At 57.3% G+C, this 16007-nt stretch carries 14 protein-coding genes and 1 pseudogene; 7 read left to right on the forward strand and 8 right to left on the reverse strand.

The genetic code is table 11. The features are described from left to right. Nucleotides 1-47: 47 nt before the first annotated feature. The 7 genes and pseudogenes from speFL to kdpF all read right to left on the reverse strand — a co-directional run bounded on the left by speFL (nucleotide 48) and on the right by kdpF (nucleotide 8215). Nucleotides 48-152, reverse strand: a complete 105-nt coding sequence (speFL, locus tag HWQ15_RS14775; RefSeq protein ID WP_003858645.1) for a leader peptide SpeFL — start codon at nucleotides 150-152, stop codon at nucleotides 48-50. Between the two features lie 278 nt (nucleotides 153-430). Beyond that, entirely contained in the window at nucleotides 431-1108 is a 678-nt protein-coding gene (gene kdpE / locus HWQ15_RS14780; RefSeq protein ID WP_022647450.1) for a two-component system response regulator KdpE, read from the reverse strand. Next, nucleotides 1105-3791 (reverse strand): annotated as a pseudogene (kdpD, locus tag HWQ15_RS14785) (two-component system sensor histidine kinase KdpD). Before kdpD ends, kdpE begins: the two are co-directional and overlap by 4 nt. Beyond that, nucleotides 3792-4367 carry a potassium-transporting ATPase subunit KdpC gene (kdpC, locus tag HWQ15_RS14790; protein ID WP_063149451.1) on the reverse strand — a complete coding sequence of 192 codons (576 nt, stop codon included), beginning with the start codon at nucleotides 4365-4367 and terminating at the stop codon, nucleotides 3792-3794. It abuts the pseudogene before it with no gap. A gap of 12 nt (nucleotides 4368-4379) precedes the next feature. After that, entirely contained in the window at nucleotides 4380-6428 is a 2049-nt protein-coding gene (kdpB, locus tag HWQ15_RS14795) for a potassium-transporting ATPase subunit KdpB (protein ID WP_063216341.1), read from the reverse strand. An 18-nt stretch (nucleotides 6429-6446) separates the two neighbouring features. After that, nucleotides 6447-8126 carry a potassium-transporting ATPase subunit KdpA gene (gene kdpA / locus HWQ15_RS14800; RefSeq protein WP_176587398.1) on the reverse strand — a complete coding sequence of 560 codons (1680 nt, stop codon included), beginning with the start codon at nucleotides 8124-8126 and terminating at the stop codon, nucleotides 6447-6449. After that, complete coding sequence (gene kdpF / locus HWQ15_RS14805; RefSeq protein WP_003858638.1) at nucleotides 8126-8215, reverse strand: K(+)-transporting ATPase subunit F; 90 nt, start codon at nucleotides 8213-8215, stop codon at nucleotides 8126-8128. The genes kdpA and kdpF overlap by 1 nt, the downstream gene beginning before the upstream one ends. A gap of 310 nt (nucleotides 8216-8525) precedes the next feature. Here kdpF and HWQ15_RS14810 point away from each other — a divergent pair, with 310 nt between their 5' ends. The 7 genes from HWQ15_RS14810 (at nucleotide 8526) to nei (ending at nucleotide 14631) form a co-directional block, all read left to right on the forward strand. Further along, the gene (locus tag HWQ15_RS14810) at nucleotides 8526-8732 is read left to right on the forward strand and encodes a YbfA family protein (RefSeq protein WP_014069366.1); all 207 of its coding nucleotides are present in this window, start codon (nucleotides 8526-8528) and stop codon (nucleotides 8730-8732) included. Between the two features lie 598 nt (nucleotides 8733-9330). Then, entirely contained in the window at nucleotides 9331-10743 is a 1413-nt protein-coding gene (phrB, locus tag HWQ15_RS14815) for a deoxyribodipyrimidine photo-lyase (protein WP_063149454.1), read from the forward strand. Between the two features lie 10 nt (nucleotides 10744-10753). Next, entirely contained in the window at nucleotides 10754-11497 is a 744-nt protein-coding gene (locus HWQ15_RS14820; protein ID WP_003858635.1) for a type 2 GTP cyclohydrolase I, read from the forward strand. Between the two features lie 14 nt (nucleotides 11498-11511). After that, the gene (pxpB, locus tag HWQ15_RS14825; RefSeq protein ID WP_063149455.1) at nucleotides 11512-12168 is read left to right on the forward strand and encodes a 5-oxoprolinase subunit PxpB; all 657 of its coding nucleotides are present in this window, start codon (nucleotides 11512-11514) and stop codon (nucleotides 12166-12168) included. Continuing rightward, nucleotides 12162-13094, forward strand: coding sequence for a 5-oxoprolinase subunit PxpC (pxpC, locus tag HWQ15_RS14830; protein ID WP_022647458.1), 933 nt, complete (start codon nucleotides 12162-12164; stop codon nucleotides 13092-13094). The genes pxpB and pxpC overlap by 7 nt, the downstream gene beginning before the upstream one ends. Beyond that, a complete protein-coding gene (pxpA, locus tag HWQ15_RS14835) occupies nucleotides 13081-13821 on the forward strand; it encodes a 5-oxoprolinase subunit PxpA (protein ID WP_023299609.1) in 741 nt (246 codons plus the stop codon). Before pxpC ends, pxpA begins: the two co-directional genes overlap by 14 nt. Nucleotides 13822-13839: 18 nt before the next feature. Continuing rightward, the gene (gene nei / locus HWQ15_RS14840) at nucleotides 13840-14631 is read left to right on the forward strand and encodes an endonuclease VIII (protein WP_047746797.1); all 792 of its coding nucleotides are present in this window, start codon (nucleotides 13840-13842) and stop codon (nucleotides 14629-14631) included. Nucleotides 14632-14715: 84 nt separating this feature from the next. Here the strand turns inward: nei and HWQ15_RS14845 are convergent, their stop codons facing one another. After that, nucleotides 14716-15999, reverse strand: a complete 1284-nt coding sequence (locus HWQ15_RS14845; RefSeq protein ID WP_006809584.1) for a citrate synthase — start codon at nucleotides 15997-15999, stop codon at nucleotides 14716-14718. Nucleotides 16000-16007 lie beyond the last annotated feature (8 nt).

Raw genomic sequence — 16007 nt, forward strand, 5'->3', positions numbered from 1 at the left:
GCGTTTTTCAGGATAACCTGTAAGCAGATGCGCCAGAAGTCGAAGGACTACCGGGCGTTAAAGAGATGAAAGTCAAAACAGTTACGGTGGGCAAACATCATGATATGTGTTGTCCGCCTTATATGGGGCATTAAACGATTATTGTTTTCCATGTTCAGTTTCCTTTCAGTAATTGAAAGCATGGTCATTTTATCCAGGAAAAAGGGATTAACTGTGAAACAGATCACCAATAACCGATCATTTCAGAAATAATTAGTCGTTTTGAGTGAATAACACAGATCAAAATGCTGTTTTGTTGGTTCGGTGTTAAATTGATGTTTTAATTGTGTTTAAAGAGGGCAGATATAGCTATGAAAATAAACTCATCGTTATTTTCATGGCTATATTAAGGCTGGTATGTTTTTTATTTAAAATTAAAGTGAATGCTTATTCAGATCATAAACCGATATCCGATACCGGTTTCTGTTAATAAATGACGAGGACGCGCGGGATCGGCTTCAAGTTTCTGGCGAAGGTGTCCCATATAAATGCGTAAATAGTGACTATGCTCGACAGCATTCGGTCCCCAGACCTGGCTTAACAGCTGTCGCTGCGTTAACACTTTTCCGTGGTTACTGAGCAACACGGCCAGCAGACGAAACTCGATAGGCGTAAGGTGGATCTCTTCTTCCCCTCGCACGATGCGGCGGGCGGCAAGATCGACGCGGATATCGCCAAAGACGTACACCGGTTCAGAAGGAGTGGTGGCACTGTGTCGACGCAGCGCCACACGAAGCCGGGCCTGTAACTCGCCAATGCCAAACGGTTTGATCAGATAATCATCCGCTCCGGCATCCAGCGCGGCGATTTTATCCGTCTCTTCGGTGCGGGCAGAGAGCACCAGAATGGGCATCTGGCTCCACTGACGCACCTCACGAATAAAATCGATGCCGTCGCCATCCGGGAGTCCCAGATCCAGGATCACCAGATCTGGCTTGCGGGTGGCGGCTTCAATTAACCCCCGTTGAAGCGTTCCGGCTTCATGAACGCGCAAACCGTCGCCTTCCAGCGCGGTACGCAGAAATCGGCTGATAGCGAGCTCATCTTCAACAATCAGAACGTTAATCACAAATCCTCTGGTAATTCATCAAGTTCTGGTGGGGTTTCAAGAGGAAGTGTAACACAAAAGCGTGCCCCACCTTCCGGGCGGTTCTCTGCGGAAATGGTGCCGCCATGCACGTCAACAATCGCCTGGCAGATCGCCAGCCCCAGCCCGACGCCCGGAATGGCAGATTCCTTATTACCGCGCGCAAATTTTTCGAATATGGCGCGCTCCTGGCCGGCCGGAATACCCGGCCCGGTATCCCAGACATCGAGCCGCAGCACACGTTTATCCACCCTGGCAGCAATCCCCAGCCGGGCCTTTGCCCCGGCGTATTTAGCGGCATTTTCCAGAAGATTAATCAGCACGCGCTCAAACAGCGGGCCATCCACATGGATTAACGTCAGGGGTTCCGGCATGTCCAGCTCGATATGGCGCCCGCCGAGACCCGGCTCCAGCATCTTCAGCGCACTGCCGACAACCTCCTCAAGGGTGAGCCACTCTTTTTTGAGGTTAAACCCGCCGGACTGAATGCGCGCCATGTCCAGCAGGTTGTTCACCAGACGCGTGGTATTTAGCACGTGCTGACGAATTTCGCTGGCCTGCATCGCATGTTTTGATCCTTCCGCCGCCAGATCCAGCGTCAGAATTTCGGACTGACCAAACAGCACGGTAAGCGGGGTGCGCAAATCGTGAGACAGCGCTGCCAGCAGCGAATTGCGAATACTTTCGCGCTCGCTTGCCAGCCGCGCCTGCTCTTCGCTGGCGGTGAGCGCCAGCCGTTCAAGGGCGCTGGCGACCAGCAGGGTGAAGGTTTCCAGCAGGCGCTGCTGCTCGGGGATCATCAGCTGACGCAGGTTAGACGGCTCGACGATGACCAGCCCGTGATTTTTATCCGCGCTGCGCAGCGGCAGGATCTGGTAAGGCACCCCGGGCAGAGTGTCGGTGCCGGCACCGGCAGGTAAACCCTTATCAAAGCTCCAGCGGGCAATCGCTTCATCCCAGGGCGTCATCCCCGAAGGGGAGGTCAGCGGGCGAAGGCGCCCCTGCTCGTCGGGGAGCAAAATCAGGTTACTGGCATGAAAGGTCGAACGGATAAACTGCTCGCTGGTCTGGACGATATCCTGCTGCGTGCGGCCGACCGCCAGCGATTTTGACATCTCATACAGATGGCGGGTGCGCTGCTCGCGATAGCGGGCAATGCGTGCCTGGTAGCGCACGCCTGCCGTCAGATTCCCGATCACCAGCCCGACGGTAAGCATCACGGCAAAGGTCAGAATGTACTGCACGTCCGAGACAGCAAGCGTCCCGCGCGGAGCGATAAAAAAGAGGTCGAAGCTGATGACGTTGATCACCGTTGCCAGCACCGACGGCCAGCGGCCATAAAAGAGCGCGACCACAACGACGCCCAGCAGATAAATCATGACCAGATTGGCGGCATCGAAGGCGATGAGCCACTGGCTGGCAATCACCGTAATCAGGGCGCAAAGGACCACGGCCACGAGGCAGCCCCGGATCTGGACGCGCCATTTATCGCCAAAGGTGCGTGCGTCCGGCGTACGGCCGGGCAGGGGGGGGGCTTGTCATCCAGCGCGACGATGACTAAATCCAGATCCGGCGCGCGGCGTGCCAGCCTGTCGGCAAAAGATTCGCGGCTAAACCAGCGGCGATGCTGGCGACGTCCAATGACAATCTTGCCCAGGTTATGCTCGCGCGCGTAGCGCAGAATGGCTTTATCTTCCTGCGGATCGGACAGGGTTGCGGTTTCGGCACCCAGCTCCTGCGCCAGCCGCAGCGCGCTCAAAATGGCGCGACGCTGATTTTCCGGCAGGCCGTGAAGCTGTGGCGTTTCGACATACACCGCGTGCCAGACGCTGCCAAACTTCGCCGCAAGCCGGGCGGCGGTGCGGACCAGTTTTTCATTGCCGCTGCCGTGACCAATGCATAACAGAATGGCGTCACGCGTGTGCCAGACGCGCTCCCGCCCCTGCAGGTCTCGCCAGGCGCGCATCTGGTCATCCACGCGATCGGCGGTGCGGCGCAGGGCCAGCTCGCGCAGGGCAATCAGGTTTCCTTTGCGGAAAAAATGTTCGATAGCGCGTTCGGCCTGGCCGGCAATATACACCTTGCCTTCGTGCAGGCGCTGGCGCAGATCGTCCGGCGGCAGGTCAACCAGTACGACTTCATCGGCAGAATCAAAAAACGGATCGGGGACGGTTTCGCGCACCTGGATACCGGTTACCCCGCTCACCACGTCGTTCAGGCTTTCCAGATGCTGAACATTCACCGTAGTGAAGACGTCGATGCCGGCTTCAAGCAGCTCCTCAACATCCTGCCAGCGCTTCGGGTGGCGTGAGCCAGGCGCGTTGCTGTGCGCCAGTTCGTCCATCAGGATCAGCGCGGGGCGGCGGGCGAGGGCGGCATCAAGATCGAACTCCGTCACCAGCCGACCGCGATGGCTGATACGCTGGGGCGGCTGCGTCGCCAGCCCCGTCAGCAGCGCCGCCGTCTCTTTGCGACCGTGGGTTTCCACCACGCCGATGAGAATATCAAGCCCCTGCGCCCGAAGCCGCTGGGCTTCCGTCAGCATGGCGAAGGTTTTCCCGACGCCCGCGCAGGCGCCGAAGAAAATTTTCAGCTTGCCGCGGTGGGCTTCAGCCGTTTGTTCAAGCAGCCTGTCCGGATCCGGGCGCATGGGCTCATCGGTCATTTAGTTCTTCCTTAGCGCATCCAGCGCCAGATTCAGCTCAACAATGTTCACTACCGGCATGCCGATGAAGCTGACCAGCGGCTTTTGCGTATGTTCTGCAACCAGCTGGCTCACCTGCTCGACGGTCAGCAGACGGGCGGCGGCCACGCGTGGGATCTGCCACGCCGCTGCGTCCGGCGTCAAGCTGTAATCCAGCCCGCTCGCGGAGGCGGTGACCAGCTCAACCGGCACCTCACGGCTGGCCTGCGGATTCGCGGCGCGCAGGGCGGCAACGCGTTCAGCAACGGCTTTGTCCAGGTCAGGATTACTGCCAGCCAGATTGCTGCCGCCGGAGGCCATTGGATTATACGGGCTTTCCGCAGTGGCGGAAGGGCGTCCCTGGAAGTAGCGCGGGTCCGTAAAGTTTTGCCCAATCAGACGCGAGCCACGGTTTTCACCGTTCTGGATAATCAGCGAGCCGTTGGCCTGGTCCTCAAACCACCACTGGCCCAGGGCGGTTGTCATCAGCGGGTAAAGCCCGCCGGTAATCAGAGACAGCAGAATAAACAACAGTATAGCGGGACGTAACATCGTCATGAGATTCACCTTTTAAACCAGCCCGAACAGCATTAACAACATGTCGATAACCTTGATCCCAATAAAGGGCACCACCAGCCCACCCAGACCGTAAATCCACAGGTTACGGCGCAGCATGGCGGCGGCCGTCAGCGGCTTATAGCTCACCCCTTTCAGCGCTAGCGGAATAAGAAAGACAATAATCAGCGCGTTGAAGATCACCGCGCTCAAAATGGCCGAGGCTGGAGAGTGCAGGTGCATTACGTTCAGGGCATTCAGCTGCGGATAGGTTGCCGCAAAGGCCGCCGGGATTATGGCGAAATACTTCGCCACGTCGTTGGCGATACTGAACGTGGTCAGCGAGCCGCGCGTCATCAGCATCTGCTTCCCGATATGCACCACTTCGATCAGCTTGGTCGGGTTCGAGTCGAGATCCACCATGTTGCCCGCCTCTTTTGCCGCCTGGGTACCGGAGTTCATCGCCACCGCCACGTCGGCCTGCGCCAGCGCCGGGGCGTCGTTGGTGCCGTCGCCGGTCATCGCCACCAGACGACCTTCCGCCTGATACTGGCGAATGAGTGCCAGCTTCGCTTCCGGTGTCGCTTCGGAAAGGAAATCATCCACGCCCGCTTCGGCGGCAATGGCCGCCGCAGTCAGACGGTTATCCCCGGTGATCATCACCGTTTTAATGCCCATCTTACGCATCTGGGCGAAACGCTCTTTTATACCGCCTTTAACGATATCCTTCAGAGCGATAACCCCCAGAACGCTTGCACCTTCCGCCACCACCAGCGGGGTTGCCCCCTGACGCGCCACGCTTTCCACCAGGTGGTCGACTTCCGGAGGGAAATGTCCATTATTGGCTTCAATATGACGGCGGATGGCATCAACGGAGCCTTTACGGATCATTCGGTCCTGAATGTTAATTCCACTCATCCGTGTTTGCGCCGTGAAGGGCACGAACGTGGCGTGCAGGCTTTGTACGTCGCGCTGGCGCAGGTTAAAGCGCTGCTTGGCGAGGATCACGATACTGCGACCTTCCGGCGTCTCATCGGCCAGCGAAGAAAGCTGCGCCGCGTCGGCCAGCGTTTTTTCATCCACGCCGGGAGCAGGTAAAAAGTCAGAGGCCTGACGATTACCCAGGGTGATGGTCCCGGTTTTATCCAGCAGCAGTACGTCTACGTCACCCGCCGCTTCAACGGCGCGTCCGCTGGTGGCGATGACGTTCGCGCCCAGCATACGGCTCATCCCCGCCACGCCAATCGCGGAAAGCAGGCCGCCGATAGTGGTGGGGATCAGACAGACCAGCAGGGCGATCAGTACGGTGATGCTGACCGCTGTACCGCCGTAGGCGGAGAAGGGCCACAGGGTCGCCATTGCCAGCAGGAACACAATGGTGAGCGCCACCAGCAGAATGGTCAGGGCGATCTCGTTCGGCGTTTTACGACGCTGTGCGCCTTCCACCATGGCGATCATCCGGTCGAGAAAGGTTTCGCCCGGGTTAACGCTGCACTGGATCACCAGCCAGTCGGAAAGAATGCGCGTTCCGCCGGTAACTGAGGCGAAATCTCCGCCCGACTCACGGATCACGGGCGCGGATTCCCCGGTAATAGCGCTTTCGTCTACCGACGCGCCGCCCTCAATTACCTCCCCGTCGCAGGGGATGATGTCCCCGGCTTCCACCAGCACCACGTCACCTTTGCGCAGTTCATCCGCCGGAACGTGGTCCATCTGCGCGCCGTATTTAGGTTCGCGTAATTTGCGCGCAAAGGCGGTTTTTTTGACCCCTTTCAGACTGTTGGCCTGCGCCTTACTGCGGCCTTCCGCCAGCGCTTCGGCAAAGTTGGCGAACAGCACGGTAAACCACAGCCACAGGCTGATGGCGCCGGTAAAGGTTGCATTTCCTGAAAGGTGTCCCGTTCCCATGGCAATCGCCAGTGCGGTGGTGAGTAAACTTCCAGTCCAGACAATAAACATCACCGGGTTGTGCCACTGCACTCGCGGGCTCAGTTTTTTTACCGCATCCATGAGGGCCTGACGAACTAAGGTTGGTTCGAGCAGGGCCAGTTGTTTACGACTCATGACAAATTCTCCGCAAAATCAGCGTAAAGAGAGATATTCCGCAACCGGGCCTAACGCGAGGGCGGGGATAAAGGTCAAGGCACCTACCAGCAGAACGGTGCCAATCAGCAGGCCGACGAACAGCGCGCCGTGAGTCGGTAACGTACCGGTAGTGGTCGGCTGGATCTTCTTATTCACCAGTGTTCCGGCGATCGCCATGACGGGAATAATCACGCCGAAACGACCGAAGAACATGCAGAACGCCAGCAGACAGTTCCAGAACGGTGAGTTGGCACTTAACCCTGCAAAGGCGCTGCCGTTGTTGTTTGCGGCAGACGAAACGGCGTAAAGCACTTCGCTAAAGCCGTGAATGCCCGGGTTAAAGATGCCGCTGCGCCCGGCGTCGGTCATCAGCGCCAGGGCGGTACCGAGCAGCACAAGGGTGGGGGTGACCAGGATTGCCAGCGCGGTTAATTTCATTTCGCGGACGTCGATTTTTTTGCCGAGATATTCCGGCGTGCGGCCGATCATCAGCCCGGCGATAAACACGGCGAGCAGAACGAACAACAGCATGCCGTACAGCCCCGAACCGACCCCACCGAAGACTACCTCGCCAATCTGCATCAGCCACATCGGGATCATGCCGCCAAGCGCGGTGAAAGAGTCGTGCATGGCGTTCACCGCCCCGCAGGAGGCCGCCGTGGTGACCACCGCATAGAGGCTGCTGGCAAGAATGCCGAAGCGGCTCTCTTTGCCTTCCAGGTTGATATTGCTGTTAGCCCCCAGCTGCATGAAGTGGCTGTTGCCGTTCCATTCGGCCCACATCACCAGTGCTACGCAGACCACGAAGATTAACGACATGGCCCACAGCAGCGTACGGCCCTGGCGGCGATCGTTAACCACATCGCCAAAGGCGAAGCAGAGCGCGGCGGGGATCAGGAATATCGCCAGCATCTGTACAAAATTGGTTAATGCCGTTGGGTTTTCAAACGGATGCGATGAGTTGGCGTTGAAGAACCCGCCCCCGTTGGTGCCCAGCATCTTGATTGCTTCCTGCGACGCCACTGGCCCCATTGGCAGGAGTTCCCTGCCCCCTTCAAGCGAGGTGTAAGGGGTATAAGGCAGCAGGTTTTGCAGAGTGCCTTGCTGTATAAAGAACAGGGCAATAATCAGCGCAACAGGCACCAGGATCCAAAGGGTGATGCGCGTGACATCAACCCACGCGTTGCCGAGCGTGCTGACATTCTGACGGGCAAACGCGCGCGTCAGGGCGAAGATCACCACGATACCGCTGGATGCAGACAGAAAGTTTTGCACGGTTAACCCGGCCATCTGGCTGAAGTAGCTGAGCGTGGTTTCACCGGCGTAAGACTGCCAGTTGGTATTGGTGACAAAGCTGACCGCCGTGTTCAGCGCCAGATGCCAGGATAAACCTGGTAACTGCTGCGGATTCAACGGCAAATTGCCCTGGAGCATGAGCAGCGTAAAGAGGGCAATAAGCCCCACGATATGCAGAAGCAGTATCGCCATCAGGTACTGGCCCCAGCTCATTTCGCGGTCGCTGATACCTGAAATGCGCCAGAGCACGTTTTCAATTTTTCGCGTACCCGGCAGTGGCACGTTGTTTATCAGCCGCGCCAGCGCTGTTCCCAGCGGCGTGGCGAGCACAAGCAGCAGCAGTAAAAAGCTGGCAATAAGCAAAAACGCCTGAGCAGCCATCAGAATGCCTCCGCATTAATCAGGGCATAAATCAGATAACCCAATAACAGGAACACCAGCACGATGCCGGCAATCAGACCTGCACTCACACTCCACCTCCGGGTGACTTTTGTTGTTGTACAAACGGTAGGATTTGTGGCGCAAAGATTTCGCAAAAATCAGAAGGGCAGGTGTAAAAAAAGTATAAAAATGGGAAAGACCATAATTTAACTATTGGTAAGTAAACCGTTAACTTTTTTGTAACTTAATTACAGGCGTGAATGTAAATATTCACGAAATGGATGAAAATAAGTGGTCGGATGAGTAGTAAAATTACAAACAAAGCGGTATTATTTTAACCAGGTCACAAATTTCACATTTTCCGGAGAAGGTTTCCGGCCAACTACAGGGGAGAAAAATATGGATCTTTATAAAGAGTATCCGGCTCATATCGTGTTCATGCGTCGCACTTTCGCCGTAGTGGCTGGCGTGCTGGCCCTGCCGGTGATGCTGTTCTGGAAAGATCGCGCACGTTTTTACAGCTATCTGCACCGCGTCTGGGCGAAAACCAGCGAAAAGCCGGTGTGGATGGATCAGGCCGAGAAAGCAACCTGCGATTTCTACTGATACGGTGTGACATCGTAGCCATAAAAAAACCGCCTACAGCAAAGTGGCGGTTTTTTTGTCCCTCGGGATTCGCGGTCCGTTGGGTAATCTTGCAGCCCCTACCCGGGATTTTTATCATACCCTTCTTTAAAAAGTTCGCAATCCACTTCACCTTTATAAATTCCTAATTTTACTGAAATAACTTACTTTTGGCGTTGGTGTTAATTATGATGCCACGTCCCTTTCCGCCATCTCGCAAATGGGCATCGGTCCTGGGAAAGGTGTATCCATAGCCGTAAAGCAGCCCGCCTACCCGGGCTTGTGTCCACCGATTTATCACCGGTGGTGATAGGTGGAGCGGTTAGCAGCAGGGACCGCATAGTGAAACGCTATTTATGCATCGCGTTCATTGTCGCCAGCGCACTCGTTGTAAAGAGTGATAAACCGGATGTGTTTATTGCCTTTACCCCGATAGCGCAGGACAAGTAGCGTTAAGGCCGCCTCGGGCGGCCTTTTTTATTTCATCCCGTCTACACTTCATGGCAAAGTAGTTCAATGCATGCCTTTTTCCTTTTACGGCATGCCCTTACGGACATAATGGACAATTGCCTGGAGTTTTATGCCCACCCATCTGGTTTGGTTTCGCGCGGATTTACGCATTCACGACAACTTCGCTCTCGCGGCCGCCTGCCGCGCTAAAGACGCGAATGTGCTGGCCCTGTTTATCGCCACGCCTGAACAGTGGCGGCAGCATGACATGGCGCCCCGGCAAGCGGCATTACTCAGCGCGTATCTGAATGACCTGCAACATTCACTGGCCGAAAAAGGCATTCCGCTGATCTATAAAGAGGCCCATGATTTTGCCGCACAGCTTGAGATGGTGCAGGCAATCTGTAAGCAGCACGCGGTAACGCGTCTTTTTTACAACTACCAGTATGAATTTAACGAGCAGCAGCGGGATCGTCAGCTGGAGAAAAACCTTACGGGCGTGGTCTGTGAAGGCTTTGATGACAGCGTGATGCTCGCACCGGGCAGCGTGATGACCGGCAGTCACGAAATGTATAAAGTTTTCACGCCGTTTAAAAATGCTTTTATCAAACGCCTGAAAGAGGGGCTGCCAGAATGCGTTCCCGCTCCGGCCATAAGAGGGGAAACGATAACGGATCTGCAGGACATCAGGCTGAATTATCCCCAGCAGTCGTTTGATGAAACAGTATTCCCCGCCAGCGAGAAAGCGGCTATCGCCCGGTTGCGTCAGTTCTGCGCGCAGGGGGCGGCGGATTACGGGGCGCGGCGGGATTTTCCAGCGATTGAAGGCACCAGCCGCCTGTCGGCCTGTTTAGCGCTGGGCGCGCTCTCCCCGCGCCAGTGTTTACATCGGCTACTGGCGGAACAGCCTCAGGCGGTAGACGGGGGGGCGGGCGCAGTGTGGCTGAACGAACTGATCTGGCGTGAGTTTTATCGCCATCTGATGACGTATCATCCTGATTTATGTAAACATCGCCCCTTCATTCGTTGGACCGATAAGGTACAGTGGCAGTCGAATGATAAGCTGCTGAAGGCATGGCAGCGTGGGCTCACCGGCTTCCCGATTGTTGATGCGGCTATGCGGCAGCTCAATGAAACCGGGTGGATGCATAACCGTCTGCGTATGATTACCGCCAGCTTCCTGGTAAAGGATCTGCTTATCGACTGGCGAACCGGAGAGCGTTATTTTATCTCTCAGCTGATCGATGGCGATCTCGCGGCAAATAACGGCGGCTGGCAGTGGGCGGCCTCCACCGGCACGGATGCGGCTCCCTATTTTCGGATCTTTAATCCGACCACGCAGGGACAACGATTTGACGTCGACGGCGAGTTTATCCGTCGCTGGCTGCCTGAACTTAAGGATGTCCCCGCCAAAGCCATTCATGAACCCTGGGCATGGGCGGATAAACAGCGTGTTACCCTGAACTATCCCCGTCCCATTGTCGACCATAAACAGGCGCGCGTCGCCACGCTGGCGGCGTACGAAACCGCCCGAAAAGTTTGAGAGAATGATGATGAAAAACAGTGAACTGGAACGCCTGATTAACGAAAAACTCAACACGGCCTCGTTTAGCGACTACGGTCCGAATGGCTTACAGGTGGAGGGTCGCGAGACGGTGCAAAAAATCATCACCGGCGTAACGGCAAGCCAGGCGCTGCTGGATGAGGCGGTGCGTCAGGAAGCCGACGCGGTGATTGTCCATCACGGTTATTTCTGGAAAAACGAATCACCGATTATTCGCGGCATGAAGCGCAACCGTCTCAAAACGCTGCTGGCGAATGACATCAACCTGTACGGCTATCACCTGCCGCTCGATGCGCATCCTGAACTGGGGAATAACGTTCAGCTTGCGCAGCTGCTGGGGATTACCGTGATGGGCGAAATTGAACCCCTGGTGCCGTGGGGTGAACTGTCGATGCCGGTTCCGGGTCTGGAGCTGGCATCGTGGATCGAAGCACGCCTGGGGCGTCGTCCGCTGTGGTGCGGCGACACCGGGCCGGATACCGTGAAGCGCGTGGCATGGTGCACCGGCGGCGGCCAGGGCTTTATTGATAGCGCGGCGCGTTTCGGTGTCGACGCCTTCATTACCGGCGAGGTTTCCGAGCAGACCATTCACTCTGCCCGTGAACAAGGCCTGCATTTTTACGCGGCAGGCCATCACGCCACCGAGCGTGGCGGCATCCGCGCCCTCAGCGAGTGGCTGACGGAAAATACCGATCTGGATGTGACGTTTATTGATATCCCTAATCCGGCCTGATGAGAGGTAGTTAAGTGCAGCGAGCGCGTTGTTATCTTCTGGGTGAAACCGCAGTGGTTCTGGAACTTGAGCCTCCGGTGACGCTTGCCACGCAAAAGCGTATCTGGCGTCTGGCTCAACGACTGCCCGAGCTACCTGGCGTGGTTGAAGCTATTCCGGGTATGAATAATATCACCGTGGTGCTGCGTGATCCGCACACGGGGGCGCTGGATGCCATTGAGCGTCTGCAACGCTGGTGGGAGGAGAGCGAGGCGCTGGAGCCGGAATCGCGGACGATTGAGACCCCGGTTGTCTATGGCGGCAAGGGAGGCCCCGACCTTGGCGTGGTGGCCGAACACTGTGGATTAACGGAGAAGCAGGTTGTGGAGCTGCATAGCTCAGTCGACTATGTTGTCTGGTTTTTGGGATTTCAGCCGGGTTTCCCCTATCTGGGCGGGTTATCGCCCCAGTTGCATACGCCGCGCCGGGCTGAGCCGCGCCTGAGCGTACCGGCGGGCAGCGTGGCGATTGGTGGCGAGCAAACGGGAATTTATCCACTCGCCTCGCCGGGAGGCTGGCAGCTTATCGGGCACACGTCCACGCCGTTATTTGAACCAGGCCAGGCCGCGCCCATACTCCTGCGTCCGGGGGATACCCTGCGCTTTATCCCGCAAAAGGAGGGGATATGTTAACGCTTATTCGCGCAGGGCTTTACACCTCGGTACAGGATGCCGGGCGCTTTGGCCTGCGTCAGTCGGGCGTGAGCTACTGCGGTGCGCTTGATCGTCCCTCGCTGGAGATTGCCAACCTGCTGGTAGGCAACGCCGGCAGCACGGCGGCGTTAGAAATTACGCTGGGTCAGTGCGTGATTGAGTTTGGTCAGGAAACCTGGTTTGCCTTAACCGGCGCGGGCTGTGACGCGACGCTGGACGGCAAAGCGGTGTGGACCGGCTGGCGCCTGCGGGCGAAAGCCGGACAGCGTCTGACGCTCAAGCGTCCTCTGCACGGCGTGCGCAGCTATCTTGCGGTGGCGGGAGGTATCGACGTGCCGGAGGTGCTGGGCTCATCCAGCACCGACCAGAAAGCGGGAATGGGCGGACATGAAGGACGGCTGCTGCGCGACGGCGATCGCCTGGCGATTAAGCCATCAGCGCGCCATTTCACCACCACGCAGGGCGTGAAGCAGCTGTTGTGGGGGAATCTGATCCGCGCCCTGCCGGGGCCGGAATATCATGAGTTCGATGAGGCCTCAAAAGAGTCTTTCTGGCGCTCGCCATGGAAGATCAGCCCGCAGAGTAACCGCATGGGTTACCGGCTTCAGGGCCAGCCGCTGACCCGCACGACTGACCGGGAGCTGCTTTCCCATGGTCTGTTGCCGGGGGTGATTCAGGTGCCGGGCAACGGCCAGCCCATCGTACTGATGAACGATGCGCAAACCACGGGAGGATATCCGCGTATTGCCTGCATTATTGAAGCGGATCGCTACCATCTGGCGCAAATTCCTCTCGGTCAACCAATTCATTTTGTGCAGTGTTCGCTGGAGGAGGCGCTGAAAGCCCGTCAGGATCAGCAGCGTTATCTCGAACAGCTGGCGTGGAGGCTCGATGGTAAAGATTGATTTAAACGCCGATCTGGGGGAGGGCAGCAGCGCCGATGCGGCGCTGATGACGCTGGTCTCCTCGGTGAACATCGCCTGTGGGTTTCATGCCGGCGATGCGCAGACCATGCTGGCGAGCGTGCGCAATGCCATGAAAAACGGCGTGGCGATAGGCGCTCACCCCAGCTTTCCGGACCGGGAAAACTTTGGTCGCACGGCGATGGATCTGCCGCCTGAGACGGTTTACGCGCAAATGCTCTACCAGATCGGCGCCCTGGAGGCGATAGTGCGCGCTGAGAAGGGCGAGATGCGCCACGTCAAGCCGCACGGCATGCTCTATAACCAGGCGGCGAAAGATCCGGCGCTGGCAGACGCCATTGCCCGCGCGGTACGGGACTGCAATCCGCGTCTGTTTCTGGTTGGCCTGGCGGGCAGCGAGCTTATCCGTGCCGGCGAACGGCTGGGGCTGATTACGCGGCAGGAAGTGTTTGCCGATCGGGGATACCTGCCGGACGGCAGCCTGGTTCCGCGTACGCAGGCCGGTGCGCTGATCACCGACGAAGGTAAAGCGCTGGCGCAGACGCTGGAGATGGTGCGCTTCGGGCGAGTAACCTCAACGGAGGGTACAACGGCAAACGTTCAGGCTGATACGGTGTGCTTACACGGTGACGGCGAGCATGCGCTCCAGTTTGCGCGACGCCTGCGGGCGGCGTTCTCGGAAGAGGGCATTGTTGTCAGCGCAGAATAATCATGAAAGGACAATAACATGCCAGAAGGTCCGGAGATCCGCCGCGCGGCGGATAGCCTGGAGGCGGCGATAAAGGGCAAACCTCTGACACACGTCTGGTTTGCCTTTCCTCAACTCAAACCGTTTGAATCGCAGCTGGTGGGACAGACGGTGACCCACATTGAAACGCGCGGCAAAGCGTTACTCACCCACTTTTCCCATAACCTGACGTTATACAGCCATAATCAGCTTTACGGCGTTTGGCGGGTGGTGGAGGCGGACGAGCAGCCGCAAACGACCCGCGTGCTGCGCGTGCGGCTACAAACGGCGGATAAGGCGATCCTGCTTTACAGCGCCTCTGATATCGAAATGTTAACGCCGGAGCAGTTGCTCACGCACCCGTTCTTACAGCGGGTCGGGCCGGACGTGCTCGACATGCGTCTGACGGCAAGCGATGTGAAAGCCCGGTTGTTATCCGCCACATTCCGCAACCGGCAGTTTTCCGGGCTGTTGCTCGATCAGGCATTTCTGGCGGGGCTGGGAAACTACCTGCGGGTGGAGATCCTCTGGGAAGTGGGGCTGGCGCCGCAGCGCAAAGCGTCGCAGCTGAGCGATGAACAGCTGGAGGCGCTGTCGTACGCGTTACTGGATATTCCACGGCTGTCGTACAACACGCGCGGCGTGGTGGATGAGAACAAGCATCACGGGGCGCTGTTCCGCTTCAAGGTGTTTCATCGGGCAGGTAAAAAGTGTGAGCGGTGCGGCGGGGTGATTGAGAAGGCGACGATCTCTTCCAGGCCGTTTTACTGGTGTCCTGGGTGCCAGATGTAAAAAAGCCGGGTGGTGGCTACGCCTTACCCGGCCTACATCTCGCACTTGTAGGCCCGGCAAGCGAAGCGCCGCCGGGCGTGTTTTTTAGCGCTTAATGTCAGACTTAAAATCACGCTGCTCGTAGCCGGTATACAGCTGACGAGGACGCGCGATTTTCATGCCTTCGCTGTGCATTTCGTTCCAGTGCGCAATCCAGCCCACGGTACGCGCCATGGCGAAGATCACGGTGAACATGGAAGACGGAATACCCATCGCTTTCAGGATGATACCGGAGTAGAAATCGACGTTCGGATAGAGTTTCTTCTCGATGAAGTACGGGTCGTTCAGCGCGATGTGTTCCAGCTCCATCGCCACTTCCAGCAGATCATCTTTGGTGCCCAGCTCTTTCAGCACTTCGTGGCAGGTCTCACGCATGACGGTCGCCCGCGGGTCGTAGTTTTTGTAAACACGGTGACCGAAGCCCATCAGACGGAAGGAGTCATTCTTGTCTTTCGCGCGGCGCACGAACTCAGGAATGTGCTCAACGGAGCTGATCTCTTCCAGCATTTTCAGTGCTGCTTCGTTCGCGCCGCCGTGCGCCGGTCCCCACAGGGAGGCGATACCCGCAGCGATACAGGCGAACGGGTTCGCGCCGGAAGAGCCCGCGGTACGGACGGTAGAGGTCGAGGCGTTCTGTTCGTGGTCAGCGTGCAGGATCAGAATACGGTCCATCGCGCGTTCCAGCACCGGGTTCACTTCGTACTCTTCACACGGCGTGGAGAACATCATGCGCAGGAAGTTACCTGCGTAGGAGAGGTCGTTGCGTGGATACACAAACGGCTGACCGATAGAGTATTTGTAACACATCGCCGCCATGGTAGGCATTTTGGACAGCAGACGGAACGCCGCGATATCACGGTGACGTGGGTTATTCACGTCCAGAGAATCGTGGTAGAACGCCGCCAGCGCACCGGTAATACCGCACATGACCGCCATCGGATGAGAGTCACGACGGAACGCATGGAACAGACGGGTAATCTGCTCATGGATCATGGTGTGACGGGTCACGGTGGTTTTAAATTCATCGTACTGGGCCTGCGTCGGTTTTTCGCCGTTCAGCAGGATGTAGCACACTTCCAGATAGTTGGATTCGGTGGCTAACTGATCGATGGGGAAGCCGCGATGGAGCAGGATACCTTCGTCACCGTCAATGTAGGTGATTTTGGATTCGCAAGATGCGGTGGAGGTGAATCCAGGGTCAAAGGTGAATACCCCTTTGGAACCCAGCGTACGGATATCAATAACATCCTGACCGAGCGTGCCTTTTAGCACATCCAGTTCAATAGCATCATCACCATTTAGGGTGAGTTTTGCCTTTGTATCAGCCATTTACGGTC

It is taken from the genome of Enterobacter sp. DSM 30060 (assembly GCF_013375955.1).
Classification (GTDB): domain Bacteria; phylum Pseudomonadota; class Gammaproteobacteria; order Enterobacterales; family Enterobacteriaceae; genus Enterobacter; species Enterobacter intestinihominis.